Origin of the sequence: Accumulibacter sp. (genome assembly GCF_032229525.1) — a bacterium.
Taxonomy (GTDB): domain Bacteria; phylum Pseudomonadota; class Gammaproteobacteria; order Burkholderiales; family Rhodocyclaceae; genus Accumulibacter.
In genome coordinates, this window is sequence record NZ_JAVTWB010000035.1 from 1 (window position 1) to 17,872 (window position 17,872).

At 64.4% G+C, this 17,872-nt stretch carries 11 protein-coding genes; 3 read left to right on the forward strand and 8 right to left on the reverse strand.

The window, feature by feature from the left end:
• Positions 1 to 40: 40 nt before the first annotated feature.
• The 7 genes from RUW20_RS02490 to RUW20_RS02520 all read right to left on the reverse strand — a co-directional run bounded on the left by RUW20_RS02490 (position 41) and on the right by RUW20_RS02520 (position 9,795).
• Positions 41 to 3,526 carry a DEAD/DEAH box helicase family protein gene (locus tag RUW20_RS02490; protein ID WP_313950617.1) on the reverse strand — a complete coding sequence of 1,162 codons (3,486 nt, stop codon included), beginning with the start codon at positions 3,524 to 3,526 and terminating at the stop codon, positions 41 to 43.
• Between the two features lie 21 nt (positions 3,527 to 3,547).
• Entirely contained in the window at positions 3,548 to 4,717 is a 1,170-nt protein-coding gene (locus RUW20_RS02495; protein ID WP_313950618.1) for a Fic family protein, read from the reverse strand.
• Between the two features lie 168 nt (positions 4,718 to 4,885).
• Positions 4,886 to 6,055, reverse strand: coding sequence for a restriction endonuclease subunit S (locus RUW20_RS02500; RefSeq protein WP_313950619.1), 1,170 nt, complete (start codon positions 6,053 to 6,055; stop codon positions 4,886 to 4,888).
• The gene (locus tag RUW20_RS02505; protein WP_313950620.1) at positions 6,052 to 7,590 is read right to left on the reverse strand and encodes a class I SAM-dependent DNA methyltransferase; all 1,539 of its coding nucleotides are present in this window, start codon (positions 7,588 to 7,590) and stop codon (positions 6,052 to 6,054) included. Before RUW20_RS02505 ends, RUW20_RS02500 begins: the two co-directional genes overlap by 4 nt.
• A 71-nt stretch (positions 7,591 to 7,661) precedes the next feature.
• Complete coding sequence (locus tag RUW20_RS02510; protein WP_313950621.1) at positions 7,662 to 7,790, reverse strand: hypothetical protein; 129 nt, start codon at positions 7,788 to 7,790, stop codon at positions 7,662 to 7,664.
• A gap of 36 nt (positions 7,791 to 7,826) precedes the next feature.
• The gene (locus RUW20_RS02515) at positions 7,827 to 8,414 is read right to left on the reverse strand and encodes a TlpA disulfide reductase family protein (RefSeq protein WP_313950622.1); all 588 of its coding nucleotides are present in this window, start codon (positions 8,412 to 8,414) and stop codon (positions 7,827 to 7,829) included.
• Between the two features lie 16 nt (positions 8,415 to 8,430).
• Positions 8,431 to 9,795 (reverse strand): cbb3-type cytochrome c oxidase subunit I, encoded by a 1,365-nt coding sequence (locus tag RUW20_RS02520; RefSeq protein WP_313950623.1) that lies wholly within the window; start codon positions 9,793 to 9,795, stop codon positions 8,431 to 8,433.
• A gap of 240 nt (positions 9,796 to 10,035) precedes the next feature.
• Between RUW20_RS02520 and RUW20_RS02525 the strand changes: the two genes are divergently transcribed.
• From RUW20_RS02525 to dacB, 3 genes are all read left to right on the forward strand, one after another.
• Positions 10,036 to 10,728, forward strand: coding sequence for a Crp/Fnr family transcriptional regulator (locus RUW20_RS02525; protein ID WP_313950624.1), 693 nt, complete (start codon positions 10,036 to 10,038; stop codon positions 10,726 to 10,728).
• 42 nt (positions 10,729 to 10,770) lie between these two features.
• Positions 10,771 to 12,249, forward strand: coding sequence for a CHAD domain-containing protein (locus RUW20_RS02530; RefSeq protein WP_313950625.1), 1,479 nt, complete (start codon positions 10,771 to 10,773; stop codon positions 12,247 to 12,249).
• Positions 12,250 to 12,448: 199 nt separating this feature from the next.
• The gene (gene dacB, locus RUW20_RS02535) at positions 12,449 to 13,831 is read left to right on the forward strand and encodes a D-alanyl-D-alanine carboxypeptidase/D-alanyl-D-alanine-endopeptidase (protein ID WP_313950626.1); all 1,383 of its coding nucleotides are present in this window, start codon (positions 12,449 to 12,451) and stop codon (positions 13,829 to 13,831) included.
• 24 nt (positions 13,832 to 13,855) lie between these two features.
• Here the strand turns inward: dacB and RUW20_RS02540 are convergent, their stop codons facing one another.
• Positions 13,856 to 17,704: an EAL domain-containing protein gene (locus RUW20_RS02540; RefSeq protein WP_313950627.1), complete on the reverse strand. Its 3,849-nt coding sequence runs from the start codon at positions 17,702 to 17,704 to the stop codon at positions 13,856 to 13,858.
• Positions 17,705 to 17,872 lie beyond the last annotated feature (168 nt).

The following is a 17,872-nucleotide window of genomic DNA, read 5'->3' on the forward strand; positions in this document are numbered from 1 at the left end:
GCCGGGCACGGAATAGTCCGGCGAGGGCCTGCTCGCAAACTCATGCGGCAGCCGCCCTGCCCCGTACGGCATTCAACACGCTGATCAGCTCCTCGACCTCGCCGGTATCGAACAGCGCCTCGGGGCCGCGCGGCGTGAAGTCGGTGAACGGCGACTCGTAGAGCAGCGCGGCGTCGATCACGCCGTGCTCGGTCAAGTGGTTCACGATCAGGTTCACGAACTCGATCTGGTTGGCGCCCAGCGTCTTGCCGGCCAGGAAGCCAGTCAGCGCCTCCTTGGCCGCTTCACGATCCATGCCGACCAGCGAGCGCACGAACAACCCAAGCCCGTGTGACTCGCTCCTGGCGCGCTCGATCTCCGCTGCCCCACCCACACCGCTCTCGGCAAGCATCCGTTCCAGCTCGTTCAGATCGGCGGCAGTCAGCGGCTTGTTCATCCGCAGCTTGTGGATCGCAACATGGTCTTGGTGCGCGCGCAGGAAGGCCTGCGCCTTGGCACGGAACTTCGCGTAATCCATGCCCTCGGCGAAACCCGGCAGGACAACCGTCTTTTCGTCGCCAATCTCGTCGTCGAAGTCGGTGTAGATCGGCTTGCGCCGGTGTTTGTCGATCAACCTGACCAGCTCGCGCAGGCCACGGCGCAGCCCCTCGAGCATTGGCAGCGTCACGTCCTGCCACCACTCGTCGGCCTGCACGTCCTGGATCAGCGCCATCTGCTCCCGCACCATCGGAATCGCGGCCTTTTCCTCCAGCAGCCCGGCGATCGCTCTGATCTGATCACGCAGCCGCGCGAAGGCCGGCTCGGCGCGCAACAGCGCAAGTTGCAGAGAGAGCACCAGCAGGTCAAAGCGTTTCGCCTCCTCGCCTTCCGGGTCGATCTCCGAAGGCAGGCCCGCCACCTCGTGTGATAACTGCGAGAGTGCCTCCGGCGACAGCTCCCGCCACGCTTCCGGCCGCGCGTACTGCTCGACGATGCGGCGGCGGGGACGAATCACGAAATTGTCGAGATTCATCGCCGCGGTTTCCCGGTGCAGCAGTTCGGCCAGTGCCCGGCGCACCTCGACGTCGCTTGTTGGTACCCAATAGGGCGCCCGGTTCTCCTTGACGACGTCCCGTTCACTGCTTTCGAGCCGCTGGTCGATCACACCGATCAGCTCGAGGCGCGCGGTGAACAGCCGCTTGCCCAGCGAAGCGCCGAGCGCCCCATCAGTGGCCTCCGGGTCCTGGCTGAAGTACTCGAGGTTCTGGCAGTAGTCAAAGACGTAAAAGAACTGCTTGTCCTCCCCGGGGGCGAACAGATCCGGGCACAGGCGTGTACCGCGGCCGAGCATCTGCCAGAACTTGGTCTTCGAGCGCACCAGCTTGAAGAAGACCAGATTCACCACTTCCGGGACGTCGATGCCGGTGTCGAGCATATCCACCGAGATGGCGATATGCGGCGCCTTGTCCTTGATCGAGAAGCGCTCGATCAGGGTCTGCGCGTACTCGGTCTTGAAGGTGATCACGCGCGCGAACTCGCCCTTGAAGTGTGGATAACTGGCGTTGAAGCGCTCGGCAATGAATTCGGCGTGCGCCTGGTTCTTGGCGAAGAGGATCGTCTTCCCCAGCCGGTCGCCGCCGGCGACGCTGACGCCGCGTGTCATCAGGTGCGCGAGGACCTTGTCGACGGTATCGCGGTTGAACAGCCACTTGTTGACCGCCTCGGCCTCGACCCGGTTGGGAACGACGCCCTCTTCGTCCCATTCGAGCGCGTCCCACTGCTCCTGCTCTTCCGCCGCGAGGTCTGCGTACTTGATGCCGTCGCGCTGGAACCTGAGTGGCACCGACACCGCTTTCGGCGGCACCAGGAAGCCGTCGCGCACCGCTTCCTCCAGCGAATAGACATCGGTCGGCACGCCGTTTTCGAGGTCGAAGAGGCTGTAGGTATTGCGGTCCACCTCGTCTTTCGGCGTCGCCGTCAGCCCGACCAGCAGCGAGTCGAAGTAGTCAAAGATCGCGCGATACTTCTGGAACACCGAGCGGTGCGCCTCGTCAATGATCACCAGATCGAAATGCCCGACGCCGAAGCGGCGCTGGCCGCCCCCTCCGCCCCCTCCGCCCCCTCCGCCCCCTCCGCCCCCGCCACGCCCGGCGCGGTCCGCAGCAAGCTCGTCGATCAGCCCCATCATCGTCGCGTAGGTCGAGACGAAAACGCGCCCTTCGGCGTAGCGGTCGCTGACCAGGTTCACCGGCGACGCGTCGGGCAGGTGGTGCTTGAAGGCGTTCACCGCCTGCTTGACCAGCGCCACGCGGTCGGCGAGGAACAGCACGCGCTTGACCCAGTTGCTGCGCATCAGCAGGTCGCAGAGCGCGATCACCGTGCGCGTCTTGCCGGCGCCGGTGGCCATCACCAGCAGCGCCTTGCGCTCATGGTCGCGCTCGAAGCTCTCGGCGACGCGCCGGATGCTGCGCTTCTGGTAAAAGCGTTCGACGATCGCCCCGTCGATCGTCGCCGAGGCCAGCGGCTGGCGGGTGCTGCGCCGCTGGATCAGCAGTTCCAGCTCAGGCTTCTTGCAGAAGCCCTGCACCGCGCGCGGCGGATAGTGGCTGTCGTCCCAGAGCCAGTGCTCGTAGCCATTCGAGTAGTAGATAAGCGGGCGCTGGCCAAATTGCCGTTCCAGGCAGTCGGCGTACAGCCGGGCCTGTTGCTGGCCGACGCGCGCATCGCGGCGCGTGCGCTTGGCTTCAACCAACCCCAGCGGCTTGCCATCGTCGCCCCACAGGACGTAGTCGACAAAACCCCTGCCCTGGCTGTTGGGCATGCCGCTGACCTCGAACTCCCGGTCCCGTGCTTGATCCAGTGGCCAGCCGGCCTCCTTGAGCAGCAGGTCAATGAAGTAGTCGCGCGTCTCGGCTTCCGAGTAGTCGTGCGTATCGGGTTCGGCCGCCGCAGCCTGCTTCGCCGCGGCGACTTCGGCGCGCAGCCGCGTCAGCTCGTCGTCGAGCGCGTTCCTGTCGGCGAGCAGCAGGGCCAGCTTCTCGTCGCGCTCGTGCAGTTCGGCTTCCAGGCGCTGCAGGGTTTCGGCGCTTTGCACGGATTCGGGTGCCGACGCGGCGGCGGGTCTGGGCAGCGCAGCGGCATCGAAAACCAGCCCCGGCGCCGGCCTTGCCGCACGGCCGTAGGTGCGTGCCAACCAGAAAGCGACATGAAACAACTCGCGCACGGCGACCAACGCGTCTTCCGTCGGGATGGTGCGCGAGCCATGGACCGCGCGGTTGCCGAGTGTGACGATCACCCGCGCCTTGCTGAATACCGCTTCGCCCGCCGTCTGCCTGAAGCTCGGCTCGTGGATCAGTGCCGAGATCCTGTCCTGGTACGGCAGCTTCAGGGTCGCGTCGTGCTTGTAGGCCCAGGCGACCGCCAGTTCGAGCGTACGGCGGGCGTAAAAGCAGGTGCTGCGTGGGTCGGTGTGCACCGCGTGCTCGGCCCGTGCGGCGGCGTCGAAAACCGCCGGCCATTCGCGGTCGAGAAAAGAGAACTGGCTCACGGTGGTATCAGCCCTTTCGTTTCAGGCCGCGGCGGGCGGCAGGTCGGCGTTCAGCAGTTCGACGTAGCGCCGGTAGCTGAAGACGCGTCCCCGCTGGCGTTGCGTCAGTTCGGCGACGATCCCGAGCGCGCTCAGGTGGCCGAGCGACTTGTTCACCGTCGCCGCCGTCAGGCCGGCGGCCTTGACCAGTGCTGTCGACGTCGCCAGCGGCTGGCGCTGCAGCGCCTGGTGCACCGCCAGCGCGGAGGTTGCGGCGCGGCCCAGCGTCGCGATGCGATCGCGGTCTTCATTCACCAGCGCCAGCAGCGCGTGCGCCGTGAGCAGTGCCTGTGCGGCGCTGGCCTGCACGCCCTCGGCGAAGAAATCGAGCCAGCGTTCCCAGTCGCCGCGCAGGCGAACCTCGTTCAGCAGCTCGTAATACAGCGCGCGGTGCGTCTTGAAGAACAGGCTGGGGTAGAGCAGCGGCTCGCTCAATACGCCATCGGCGACCAGTTGTACGACGATCAGCAGCCGCCCGATGCGACCGTTACCGTCGAGAAAGGGGTGAATGGTCTCGAACTGCACGTGCGCCAGCGCCGCCTTGAGTAACGGCGAGGTGGGCTCGGGGTCGTCGTTGAGAAAGCGCTCGAAAGCGGCAAGGCACGCGGGCAGCGCGTCCACCGGCGGCGGCACGAACGCGGCATTGCCCGGCCGCGTACCGCCGATCCACACTGCCGAGCGGCGGATCTCGCCGGGCGCCTTGCCGCGCCCGCGCGGATGGTCGAGCAGCACCGCGTGCATCTCGGCGAGCAGCCGGCTGCACAGCGGCAGGCCGCCTCGCAACAGCGCCAGCCCGCGCTCCAGCGCCGCAACGTAGCGGCTGACCTCGTGCGCGTCGTCCAGCGGCACGCCGGGCTGCTCGTCGATCTCGAACAGCAGCAGGTCGGCCAGCGAGGATTGCGTGCCCTCGATCTGCGAGGACAGGACCGCCTCCTTGCGCACGAAGCTGTAGAGCAGCAGCGCGGCATTCGGCAGCAGCGCGGTGATCGCGTCCAACCGCCCGAGCGCGACCAGCGCATCATCGAAGCGCCGCCGCAATGCCGGCGTCCACGCCAGCGGCGGCTGCGGCGGCAGCGGTGCCGGGACGAAGGCCTGATAGGGCTCGTCGGCCGTCGAGAGCGTGACGTACTGGCCGGGCGGCGGTCGGTGCATTACTGTGGAAGTCGCGTACGCGACTCACGAATCTCCCTTCTCCCCTTGCGGGAGAAGGGTCGGGGAAAGAGGGGGGCGGTCATGACCGTTAGCGCGAACCTGAAATAAGCGTTGCCGTTATTTTAGGATGTGACGGGAAAATAAAACAGGGCGATTTCTACTTGCAGGCTACAGTTCGCCGCGGAAGGCGCGGTGCTGGAGGGAGGCAAAGAGCGCGTCGAGTTCGCTGAGGGACGCGCGGTGGCAAGACCGTAGTCTTTGCACCGCTAAAACCTGGCAAGCGAATTCCCGTTGGAGGCCAAGAGGTGGAACGTAGACCGGCAGTTCCCGAATCTGCCCTTGAAAGAGATTCGCTTGACTCGATGCGTTGGCACGACGAAGCATGCGAGCCTTCAGCGCGGGCGTGCGAAGGTAGTGTTCAAGGAATTTCTGGCCGACTCTGCTGGCATTCGGCCGAATCAGCGCCGCGCTACGAACCAAAGAAAACTTCTCTGCCGTTTCGACAGAAGCCACACGGCCAATGGTGCCTGAACAGGAAATAAGCACGTCACCCGCTGATGGATCACACCTTCGACTAATGCGCTCGTATTCATCGGCGCCAATGTAATCAACATTCTCAAAATCCAGATAGCCATCGCGAACATTCCGCGCGGAGAGAAGCTTTATGCCTGTCGTCGTTCGTCGTGGCGTGAGGTGTTCTCCGTCAGTAACCTGTTCCGCTATCTCTCCGATGGTCTCTTTCGGCCACGCCTTTGGATTCAAAGTGGGGTCGCCGAACATGTCGAGGAAGATGGATTGGGTGAGGGTGTCGAACCGGGCGAGTGCGGCGCGGCGCTTGGCCCGCAGAGCGTCCGCTTTGTCCAGGATCTCTGCAATCCGTCGCTGCTCTGAAAATGACGGGAGCGGGATCTCGAGTGCCTTGAGTTTTCCGAGGTATACCCCCGCCTGTGAGGATTGATTGGACGCGCGCGACAACTGGTCCTGGAACTCCCGGCTTTGGGAGACGTGATAGAGGAATCGAGGACAAAGATAGCCGTGCCTCGGGCGAACTACCGCCACGCTTCGTTGAAAAACAAGCGGACGCATTTCGTCGACAACCGCTGCGCGACCGATAGTCCCAACGATTGTCAGCAGCACATCTCCGACCGCCAATGAAAGGCGCTTGCGGAAACCGTCGTACTCGGCGACCGATGTGTACCGATTAGTCTCAAAGTCGAGTCTGCCGCCCTTCACATTCTGAGCGCTGAGGACTGGTACGCCAGCCTCTGTTCTGACCGGCGAGCCGTGAGTGCCATCGAGCACGAACTCGGTGACCTCTTTGAGGCGGGCCTTGCTCATCCCAGCATCCCGGCCAACTCCTTCATCCCCCGCTGAATCTCCTCCTCGAGCGTCGCCAGTTCAGCCAAGATTTCCTTCGGGGCCCTGTACACGACCTCCTCGTGCACCACTTCCTTGTAGCGGTTGAGCGACAGATCGTAACCCTGCGCAGCGATTTCGGCCTTCGGCACGCAAAAACTCTGCGCGGTACGCGGGCGCTCGCGCTCGGCGCCGTTGCGCTGCACCCAGCGTGCCAGCGCATCGGGCAGGTTGTTCCTGCCGTGCTCGTCTTCAGCAAGCGCGCTGCGTGGCACCGGCCCGAGCTTCTCTTCGCCCAGTAGCGGCGTGCGCTTGTCGTCGAGGCTCCAGCCGTCGGCCTGGACTTCGTAGAACCAGACGCTGTCGGTGCCGCCCGAGTCGGTGCGGGTGAACAGCAGGATCGCCGTCGACACGCCGGCGTAGGGCTTGAAGACGCCGCCGGGCAGCTTGACCACGGCGTCGAGTTTCTGCTCTTCGACCAGCATCCGGCGCAGTTCCTTGTGCGCCTTACTCGAACCGAACAGCACACCGTCGGGGACGATCACCGCGGCGCGGCCGCCGGGTTTGAGCAGGCGCAGGAAAAGCGCCAGAAAGAGCAGCTCGGTCTTTTTGGTCTTGACGATCTGCAGCAGATCCTTGGCGGTGTTCTCGTAGTCGAGGCTGCCGGCGAACGGCGGATTGGCCAGCAGCAGCGTGTACTTCTCCTCCTCGCCGGCGTGGTCCTGCGCCAGCGAGTCGCGGTAGCGGATGTCGGGGTTGTCGACGCCGTGCAGCAGCATGTTCATGCTGCCGATGCGCAACATGGTGTTGTCGAAGTCGAAGCCGTGGAACATGTGGTGATGGAAATGCTCGCGCAGCTTCGCATCGTGCAAGGCGTTCGGGTGGCGCTCGCGCAGGACCTCACCGGCCGTGACGAGAAAGCCGGCGGTGCCGCAGGCCGGGTCGCAGATCACGTCGCGGGGCTGCGGCGCAGTCAGCTCGACCATCAGCCGGATGATGTGGCGCGGCGTGCGGAACTGGCCGTTCTGACCGGCGCTGGCGATCTTGCCAAGCATGTACTCGTAGAGGTCGCCCTTGGTATCGCGGTCTTCCATCGGCACGGCGTCGAGCAGGTCGACGACCCTGGCGAGCAGCGCCGGCGTCGGAATGGTGAAGCGCGCGTCCTTCATGTGCTGCGCGTAGGTCGAGCCGTCGCCACCGAGGGTGCGGAGATAGGGGAAGACGTGCTCGGCGACGACGGTGAACATCTCGGCCGGCGCGAAGTGCTTGAAGTGCGACCAGCGCAGGTGTTCGTACGAACGCCCGCGGCTGTCGGTGCCCTCGGGGAAGACGCGCCGCGCCAGCGGGCGCTTGAGTCGCGCCGACTTGTTCTCTTCGAGCGTGTGCAGGTCGTCGAGGCGACGCAGGAAGAGCAGGAAGGTGATCTGCTCGATGACCTCCAGCGGGTTGGAGATGCCGCCCGACCAGAAGGCGTTCCAGATCTGGTCGATCTGGCTCTTGATGTTGCCGGTGATCATGCCTTCGTCCCTTTTGGTCAGGTATTGCTGCGCGGGTTGAAGCTCGCTCGTTCAGGAGATGCGGTGATGGTTCACACCACCGGCTTCAGCTCCACTGCCCTGAGGTACTCGGCAAACAAGCGATCCTCAATGGCATGGCCGCCGGCCAGCGGTTTGGCGAGAATTTCTGCCTTCCCGAGCTTGTCGAGCTTGTCGAGCAAGACACGCAGCCGGGCGACCGTCCCGCCTCATCGCGGTCACTGCCCGATCAGTTTGTCCAGGATCGGCTCCAGCCGCGCTTCGTCCAGCCGTCCCAGGCGACTGCTGTCGAAGCGGCCATCACCACCGATGACCACGGTATAGGGCAGCGCCTTGACCTGCAGCCCGGGCGTCTGGCTGGTTTCCTTGCCGCCGACCAGCAGCGGATACGACACCGGTGTGGATTTGACGAAGGTCCGCATGTTGTCGACTTCGTCGATGCCGATGCCGATAAACTGCACGCCCCGCGCACCATAGCGACTTTGCAGGCGTGAGAATGCCGGCATTTCCTCGACGCAGGGTTTGCACCAGCTGGCCCAGTAATTGACCACCAGCACCTTGCCGCGCCACTGCGCCATCGCTTGCGGGCGCCCGTCGAGATCTTCGAGGGTCAAGGCCATGATCGCGTCGACCTCGGCCTGTGCTTCTGCCGGTGACAGCTGCGGTGCCGAGCGCAGGCTGGCAGGAATGGTGTCGCCGGGCGGCAAGCCGCCAAGGACAAGGACGCGGTAGGCGAGCAGTGCGACCGTGGCAACGGTCAGCACGCCGGCGAGCACCGCTACCAGCAGCGCGCGCTCCCGCTTCACGACCTACGCTCGTGCTTCATTTCGCGCGCCGCCGCGCCATCGCTTTCAGGCAGACGACAACGAACATCAGGCCGCCGATGACAGCGATCAGGCCACCGAGGCCCATCATTCCCATGCCGATTTTCTGCGGCAGCGTGGTCAGCATCTGCTCGGCACCGGCGACCTTGCGCTGCACGCCGTAGCCGCCCGACCAGGCCAGACCGAGGACGTGAATCAGCTGCCCGCCGCCGTAGACGTAAGGCTGCCAGAGCGCCATGCGGCCATCGGCCGAGCCGAATCCGAGGCGCGGTAACAGCACGTAGGCCAGCCCCATGAAGGCCAGCGTCACGCCGACCGTCGAGCCATGGTAGTGCGCCGGGATGACGACGTTGACCCCCTGGATCATGTAGCCGAGGACGCCGCCAAGCGCAAACAGCGTGAACGAAGCGACAAAGGCCGACTTGGCCGGCGCTGCGGGCAGCGTCCGCACGCCCCACAAGGACAGCGCGCCGAGCAGGATCACCGGCCCCATGTAGGGATGACCCCACTTCATCAGCTTGGCGAACAGTTCGACGTGCGGCAGCTCGCCGACCGGCAACAGCAGGTAGATTGCCGGCACCGCCAGCAACGGCAGCGCGGCAACCAGGAAGAGCACCGACACCGCCCGTGGCGACGCCGCCGACGGACGACCGAGCTCGGCGGCGATCCACAGCCAGGCGACGACCATCAGTAACGCGTGCTGGAATTGCAGGGTGTGCCCACCACCCCAGAACATCACTTCGTAATAGATCGTTCCCTCGACCTCGGGCACCAGCGACCACGACCAGTAGAAGGCGGCCAGCGCCAGAAAGGCCGCCAGCGCGCCCAGAGAAGCACCGAGGCGAAGCGGCTCGCCAAGCAGACGCACAGGCCAGGTGGTCACCAGCGCACGCATCACCGCCAGGCTCATGCCGGCCCCGAAGATCCACAGCGAGGCAAAGAACAGCGGCTGCTTCAACACCGGGATGTAGTTGTTGAGCACCGGCTCGGCACCGGGAAAGAAGGGTGAGATGGTCATCAGCGCGGTGCCCAGCGCGGCCAACCCGAAGCCGCTCCAGCCCAACCACGCCAGGCCACCGCCACCCACCGCAGACCAGATGACAGCGGCAAAGGCCATGAACCACACCGCCACCGACAGATCGACGTGCACCACCAGCGCCGCGCGGAACATGTCCTTGAGCGGAAAAACGTCCTGAATGCCGGGCGTCCGCGATAAGACCAGCAGCACGGCGAGCAAGCCCGAACCGATCAGCGCCATCACGCCCAGCCACAACCAGGCACGCGCCAGGCTGACCGGCGTTCCTGAAGAGATTGCCGGCGCCACGGACGCTGGCGAAGTAACCGTCACAGCTTGCGAATTCACACTTTCCTCACGCAAAAAAATCGGGTGAGTATACGGCCAGGCCACTCAATATGCCAAACGACCTGTCGCGCGGAACAGCTCATGACACCGCGCCGGCAAAACCGCATGTCATTCCTCTGAAAATTACCAGGTAGCCAGGCAGCACTTCGCAACAAGGGTGTTGAGACCGGCTTGCCCGATGCCGGAACACATGCGAATATTGGCGTCCCGCTTCTGAGCAACCATTTTCGGAAACCGCCCATGCACCTGGCTCAACACGGCCTCAACATCGAAGCGCTGCTGGCGCACGTGCCGCTGTTCAACGAGCTCGAGAAGGAAGAAATTGCGCGTCTGGCGCGTGGCACACGGGAAATCAATGCTGCACGTGGCGACATCCTGTTCCACAAGGGAGACACGCCGACCGGCTTCTATCTGATTGTCTACGGGCAGGTGAAGCTGGCATTCACCTCGCCACAAGGCGGCGAAAAAGTGGTGAACATCGTCCCGCAAGGTCAAACCTTCGCCGAAGCCGTGATGTTCACCGACAAGCCGTTCATGGTCTATGCGCAGGCGCTGGCCGACTCGCTGGTGCTGCACATCGCCAAGGCAGCGATCCTCGACGAACTCGACAAGGACCCCAAGCTCGGCCGCAAGATGATTGCCGGACTGTCGATGCGTCTGCACCAGTTGATGAACGATGTCGAATCGTACTCGCTCGATTCCGGTCGCCGGCGGATCATCGGCTATCTGCTGCGCGATCATCCAGACGACGACGGCGAATCGATTACGGTCACCCTGCCAACCAACAAGGGCGTCATCGCCTCGCGCCTCAACCTGACGCAGGAACACTTCTCCCGCATCCTGCATGAACTCTCGGAAAAAGGGCTGATCACGGTTGAAGGCCGAAAAATCCATATCGCCGACGTCAAGAAATTGCGCGCCTATGATCTCTGAAACCTGCTGCACCTAAAAGAACACTACTGGGAGACACCAAGAATGGCATTGGAAACCGAGATCAAGCTGAGCCTGCCGGCAAGCGCCACCCGCCGCCTGCCGGCACACCCGCTGCTGGCCGACAGCAAACCGCTGCGGCAGAAACTGGTCAATACCTACTACGACACCCCCGACCGCCAGCTTCAGAAAAAGCGGATTGCCGTCCGTCACCGCCACAAGGGCTCGCTCTGCTTGCTCACCGTCAAGAGCGAGGCCCCGGCCCCCGGTGGCCTGGCACAGCGCAATGAATGGGAGGTTGCCAGCCAAGCGGGCGAGTTCGATTTCTCGCACGTTGACAATCCGAAACTGCGCCGCTTTCTCGAAGCGGCAGCGCCGCAACTGGTACCGGTGTTCACCACCGACTTCACGCGTGCTTGCTGGATCCTGACACCGCAGGAGGGAACGCGTATCGAGGTCGCACTCGATCGTGGAACGATCACCGCGGATGGCCGTCAGGAGACCATCTGCGAAGTCGAGCTCGAACTGCTCGAAGGAAGCGTCGCCGACCTCTTCGCCATCGCGTTGGCCCTGCAACACGATCTGCCGTTGCATCCCGAAAGTCCCAGCAAGGCCGAGCGGGGCTACCGGCTGGCTGCCAATACGCCGTTGACCGAAACCAAGGCCGGTAGCGTGCAGCTGGAGTTGGGCATGACCAGCATAGGGGTCTTCCGCAGCACGGTTGTTTCCTGCCTGACGCAACTGCAGGCCAACGAGCGCGGTGCCCGCGAGACCAACGACCCGGGCTTTGTTCATCAGACGCGCGTGGCGATGCGCCGCCTGCGTTCGGCGATCCGACTCTGGAAACCGCTGCTGCCGGAGGACTACGTCAGCAACTTCGACCCGCGCTGGCGTACGCTGGCCAATCAGCTCGGCGACACGCGCAACTGGGACGTCTTCATCACCGAGATCCTGCCGCCGATCAGCAAGGCCTTTCCGGATCACCCGGATGTCCAGCAGCTGGCCAAGCAGTCCACCATTCAGCTCGCCAGCTGTCGCAAGGCCGCGCAGGCGGCGCTGGCATCGCCCACCTACTCGCAGTTGCTGCTCGAGTTTGCCGCCGCCACCCTGAGCCTGCCCGAGAGCAAGAAGCCGCCAGTTGCGCGTTTTGCCCCTCGCTCGCTGAAAAAGCGCGCCAAACGTGTCGCCGAGCTGGCGGCACTGACCAAGGATTCGCATCCGGAAGCCCGTCACGACCTGCGCGTCGCCCTGAAGCGGCTACGCTACGCGCTCGAGTTCCTGGCCCCACTGTTCCCGGCGCGCAGCATGCAGCGCTACCTGCAGAGTGCGACGGGCCTGCTCGACCTGCTCGGCCGGATGAACGACCTCGTGGTGGCCGAGCAGCTGGTCGTGCAGGCACTACCGGGACGGCACAGTGAACTGGTCCGTGCCTGGCTGGCCGGACGCAGCGATCTCATGCTCGGTCAGCTCGACGGGCTGTTGGGCGAGTTCCTCAGCCACCCCGCACCCTGGGACCACGGCTGAACGAGGCCGCACGCCGGAGGACTGGCGCGAGCCAGCCCGGCCAGCCGGGCGGTGCCGCGTCAGCGCGACCGGTAGCGGCGAGCACGCACGCCGGCCTGTGCCGCATAACCCGCCTGTGCCGACCTGCGCCCGCCGCCGCTGACCACCCCCTGACGCCATGACCCGATCTGCGCCAATCCTCAACGCTGGAAGAACCGTCATGCTGGCGCTGCTCGCGCTCGTTCTCGGCGGCCTGCCGCCAGCCTGCGCGACGGACTTGCCCAGCGCCGTCAGTCACGCCCTGCAGCAGGCAAACATCCCGGCGCAGTCGGTCGGCATCGTCGTGCAGGCGGTTGATGGCGGTGCCCCGCTGCTCAGCCACAACGCCCGGCAACCGCTGAACCCGGCCTCGGCAATGAAACTGGTAACCACTTACGCCGCGCTCGAGATACTCGGACCCGCCCATACCTGGCGCACCGAAATCCTTGCCGAAGCCAGCCCCGCCAACGGCCGGGTCGACGGCAACCTGTATCTGCGTGGTAGTGGCGATCCCAAACTCGCTCTGGAACAATTCTGGCTGTTGTTGCGCCAACTGCGCAGCCATGGGGTAAGCGCAATCAACGGCGACCTGGTGCTCGATCGCAGCGCCTTTGCGCTGCCCACGCACGATCCCGGCGAGTTCGATAACCAGCCGTTGAGGCCCTATAACGCCGGTCCCGACGCCCTGCTGGTGAATTTCAAGAGCCTGCGCTTGCTGCTGCAGGCAGACACGGCAAGCGACGCCGTCCGGGTGGTCGCCGAAACCCCCAGTGAAGGCTTGCGCATCGACAATCGACTGAGCCTGGCCCGAAGCGCCTGTGGCGACTGGCGCGAACAGATCAGACCGGTGATCAACGGGCTGACCATCGAACTCAACGGCAGTTTTCCGGCTGCCTGCGGCGAGCAAGGCCTGAACCTGGCACCGTGGAGCGCCGATATGCAGGTGGAAAGCCTGTTTCGCGCCTTGTGGCGAGAGCTCGGCGGCAGCTTCAGCGGCCGCGTGCGCGAAGGCCGCACGCCGGCCAGCGCCCGCGTGCTGGCGGTTCAGGAGTCACCGCCACTCGGCGAGATCGTGCGCGACATCAACAAGTACAGCAACAACGTGATGGCCCGCCAGCTGTTCCTTGCACTCGACAGCGAGCGACCGGCGACAACCGAGGGTGCGCGCCGCCAGATCGCCGGCTGGCTGCTGGCCAACGGGCTGCAACTGCCGGAACTGGTGCTCGACAACGGCTCCGGCCTGTCGCGCAACGCGCGTGTTTCCGCGGCAGGCCTGGCGCAGCTGCTGGGCGCCGCCTGGCGCAGCCCGGTGATGTCGGAACTGATCTCCTCGCTGCCGGTGGCCGGGGTTGACGGGACGCTGCGCAAGCGCTTGAAGAACGGTTCGGCCGCCGGGCGAGCACACCTGAAGACCGGCTACCTCGAAGGCGTACGGGCGATTGCCGGCTTTGTGCTGGACAACAGCGGCAAGCGCTGGATCGTCGTCGGCCTGATTAACGACCCGAATGCCAGACTGGGTAAGCCGGCGCTCGACGCCCTTCTGCTGTGGGTAGCCAATCGTTGACCGCGCCCGCCGATCGGCTGACGGTCACACCAGGTAGCTCTCCCGCACCAGCGCCTCGAACTGACCTGCCGTCAGCGGCCTGCTGAACAGATAGCCCTGTGCTTCGTCGCAGCCCTTCTCGCACAGGAATGCCAGCTGCGCCTCGCTTTCGACACCCTCGGCGATGGTCCGCAGGCCGAGGTTGTGGGCCAAACTGATGATCGCCGCGACGATTGATTCATCATCCTGATCGGCCCCTATAGCGGCGACGAAAGAGCGGTGGATCTTGAGCTTGTGCGCATGGAAGCGCTTGAGGTCGCTCATCGACGAATAGCCGGTACCGAAGTCATCGATCGAGACGCGAACACCCAGTGCGCGCAGACTGGCCATCATCTCGATCGCCGCCCGAGGGTTATCCATGGCCACGCTTTCGGTCAATTCCAGGGCGAGATACTGCGCCGGCAGGCTCTCCTCGTCGAGAATCCGCGCCACCAACTGCGCCAGATTGGCCTGGCGAAACTGCACTGCCGAGAGATTGACGGCCACCGTCATCGGCACCAGGCCAGCTTCCTGCCAGGCCCGCATCTGGCGCACCGCCTCCCGCAGCACCCATTTGCCAATCGGTAGCATCAAGCCCGACTCCTCGGCGATGCGGATGAAGTCCATCGGTGCGACCAATCCCAGTTCGGGATGCTGCCAGCGCAGCAGCGCCTCGGCGCCGATCAGACCGCGATCTTCAAGCGCGAACTGCGGCTGATAGCACAACTGCAGTTCACCGTGCGCCAGCGCCTGGCGCAGGTCCTTCTCGAGTTGCAGCGTACGCGCCGAACGCTCCTGCATCTCGGCGGTGAAGAAACTGAAGGCGTTGCGACCGCGCTCCTTGGCGCGATACATGGCGGTGTCGGCGCATACGGACAGCGCATCCAGGCTGTCGCCGTCGGCCGGGTACATGGCGATGCCCACCGACACCGTGCAGGTCAGCTCGTGCTGCTCGACACGATAGGGGGCGACGGTGACTTCCAGAAGCTTGGTTGCGACGTGTGCGGCGCCATCGGCATCGGTATTGGGCAGGACAATGATGAATTCGTCGCCGCCCAGACGGGCAAGCGTATCGTCGTCGCGCACAGTGGCTCGCAATCGCTGTGCCACCTGAATCAGCAGCTCGTCGCCAATCCGGTGACCGAGCGAATCGTTCACCTGCTTGAAGCGATCGAGATCGAGGAAGATCAGCGCCAGCTGTTCACGCGCGCGGTGCGCGCGGCTCAGATCATGTCTGACACGTTCGCGGAGCAGCGTGCGATTGGGCAGCGAGGTCAGCGGATCGAAATGAGCCAGACGCTGGACGCTGGCCTCAGCCTCCTTGTGCTGGGTAATGTCGATGAAAGTGCCGATGTAGTGGGTCGCGACGCCGTCGCGGCCAACGCGGCTGAGCGTCAGCCACTCCGGATAAAGACTGCCATCCTTGCGGCGATTCCAGATCTCGCCATGCCAGTAGCCCTCCGCCTCAATCGACGCCCACATGCTGGCGAAGAAGGCTGCATCGTGCCGCCCCGAGGCGAGCATGCTGGGGTTGCGCCCCAGCGCTTCGGCCTCCTGATAGCCGGTAATTCGGGTGAAGGCCTTATTGACCATCACCATCTTGCAGGCACCATCGGTAATCATGATCCCCTCGCCGCCCTGCTCGAAGACCTGAGCAGCGAGACCGAGCTGGGCCGATGCCTGTCGTTGCGCGGTGATGTCGACGAACGTACCCAGGTAGCCGGTTAGCACGCCCTGCGGGTCACGCAGGACGGTCACCGCCAGGCGAACGGCAACTTCGCTGCCGTCCCGGCGCACATAGAGCATTTCGCGCTCGTCGGCTTCACCGCTGATGCGCGCCTTGACGACCAGCGCGTCGAAATCGGCTTCGACCTGGTAGCCGAGGGTTTTGCTCAGCGCGTCCGCCAGTGCCTCGAGCTGGTGAGCTTCGTGGAAGACGGTCGGCGTCAGCTTGCCGACCACTTCGTCCGCGACGTAGCCAAGTATCTCTTCGGCACCCGGGTTGAAGACCGTGATCAGGCCCTGCGGGTCGGTGGCGATGATGCCACAGGCGGCGCTGGCGAGAACCGAGGCCTTCAGCGACTCGCTGTCGCGCAGTGCATCCTCCGCGTGCCGGCGCTCGCCCAGCAAGGCGGTGTTTTCCAGCGCCACCGCCGCGCTCGCCGCCAGCGCCTGCAACAGACGCACATCGCCATCGTCGAAGCCGCCCGGCTTGTTGTGGATCTCGAAACAGCCAAGCAGTTCGCCATGGCGACTGATGATCGGCGTGTCCAGGAGGTTCTCAAAAGCCAGCGCCCGGCGAATCTCTGCTATGACGTAAGGATCGCTGCCGGCATCGTTCGAGAGGTAGGAGTGTCTGGTCTGCATGACCCTGCCCGGCACACCGTAGCCGGCGGAGAAGCGGTAATCGACCGGCGCCAGTTCACCGCCCGTATTGTACTCACTGAACACCATCTGCCCATCGCAAACGCGGGCAGCCGCTCCGCTCTCGGCACCGCTGAGTTTCATCGCGGCGGCAACCAGATGGCGGAAGATCACCGGAATATCCAGCTCGCCATTGATCTCCTGGCTGGCCGCCGCCATCAGCTCCAGTTGTTCGCTACGGCGCAACAGTGCCGCTTCGACCTGCTTGCGCGCGGTGATGTCGCGCGAGAGAACGACAAAGCGCGGCATCTCGCCGACCCTGGTCTGTTTTCGGGCAACCGACAGCTCGAACCACAATCGTCCCGTCGGCAGCAGCAGTTCATACTGCCGACCAAACGAGTGGCCTGTTTCGTGCGCCTCGCGCAAAGCCGCCTGGCAGGTGGTCGCCGCATCGGGCGGCAGGACATCGCGCACCAGCTGGCCGAGGAACGCCTCGGGCGGTGCCGCCAGCAAGTCGGTGCGACGGCAATGATAGTCGTGGCAGCGCCCGTCGAGGCCAACCTCGAACATCAGGTCTGGCACCGCCTCGAGCGTCGCTTCGAGCTGCGCGGTACGCTGTCGCACGACGCGCCGCAGGGTGATCGCCCAAAGCAGCAGCAAGGTGCCAACCGCAAGACAGGCCAATAGCGCGTAACCGAGATAGTGTGCATAGGGCGACGAAGTGAGCGAGGTCCCCATCCATCTATCGCGCAGTGTCTGCTTTTCGGCGGCAGTGACGCTGGCGAAACCGCGCTGCAACAGCGCCAGCGTCTCCCCATCGCCTTTGCGTACTGCCCGATGAAACTCGCCCTCGTACAACTGAAAGGCCTTGTTGAACAGGTCACCGGCATTGTTCAGATAGAGCAGGTAATTCGCTGGCGGGTCGTCAAGACAGAACACCCGCACCTTTCCCTCGATGGCCCCCTGCACCAGCGCCTGGTAACTGCCAAACGGTAGCACAGTGGAAATCCCGGCACTGGCAAGTTTCTCGACACAGGCATCGCCGGCCTTCACACCGATCAGGAAACCCCGCAAGGTAGCAAGATCGACGATGCCGCCAATGCTGGCGTGGGTATAGATCGAAACCGGGATCGGTTCGTAGGGCGGTGAGAAATCGAGTGTGCGATCCCGCTCCGGCGTCTTGAAGATGGTGTCGATGACGTCCGCCTGACCGTCTGCCATGCGCTGCTTTGCCATCGCCCATTCGCTGCCGCGCAAATCGACACGAACTCCGGTTCTTCTCTCCCACAGTCTCCAGGTGTCCACCAGATAACCGATCAATTGGCCGCCGGCATCACGAAACACGTACGGTGGATAGTTGTCGTCGGTGACTACCGTCAGCACGGCCCTGCTCGCCTTGGGCTCGGCGAGATCACCGGCACTGGCGCCAGCCAGCCCCACCAAAGTGGCAAGAACGACGAAAAGCGGGCGGAAACGGCGAAGAAAGCGCATCAATCGTGGCCATTGATACGGCTGATGCCTGAGGATAGCCGACAAGCCTGTCGGAACATGTGACATACCGCGCAAGCAAGCCGCGAGCGCTCGGGAACCGGCACCGTCAATATCCTTTGACATCATCTCCGGTAACTGTACGGGCATCAGTCGCTGTCGATCGGTCTG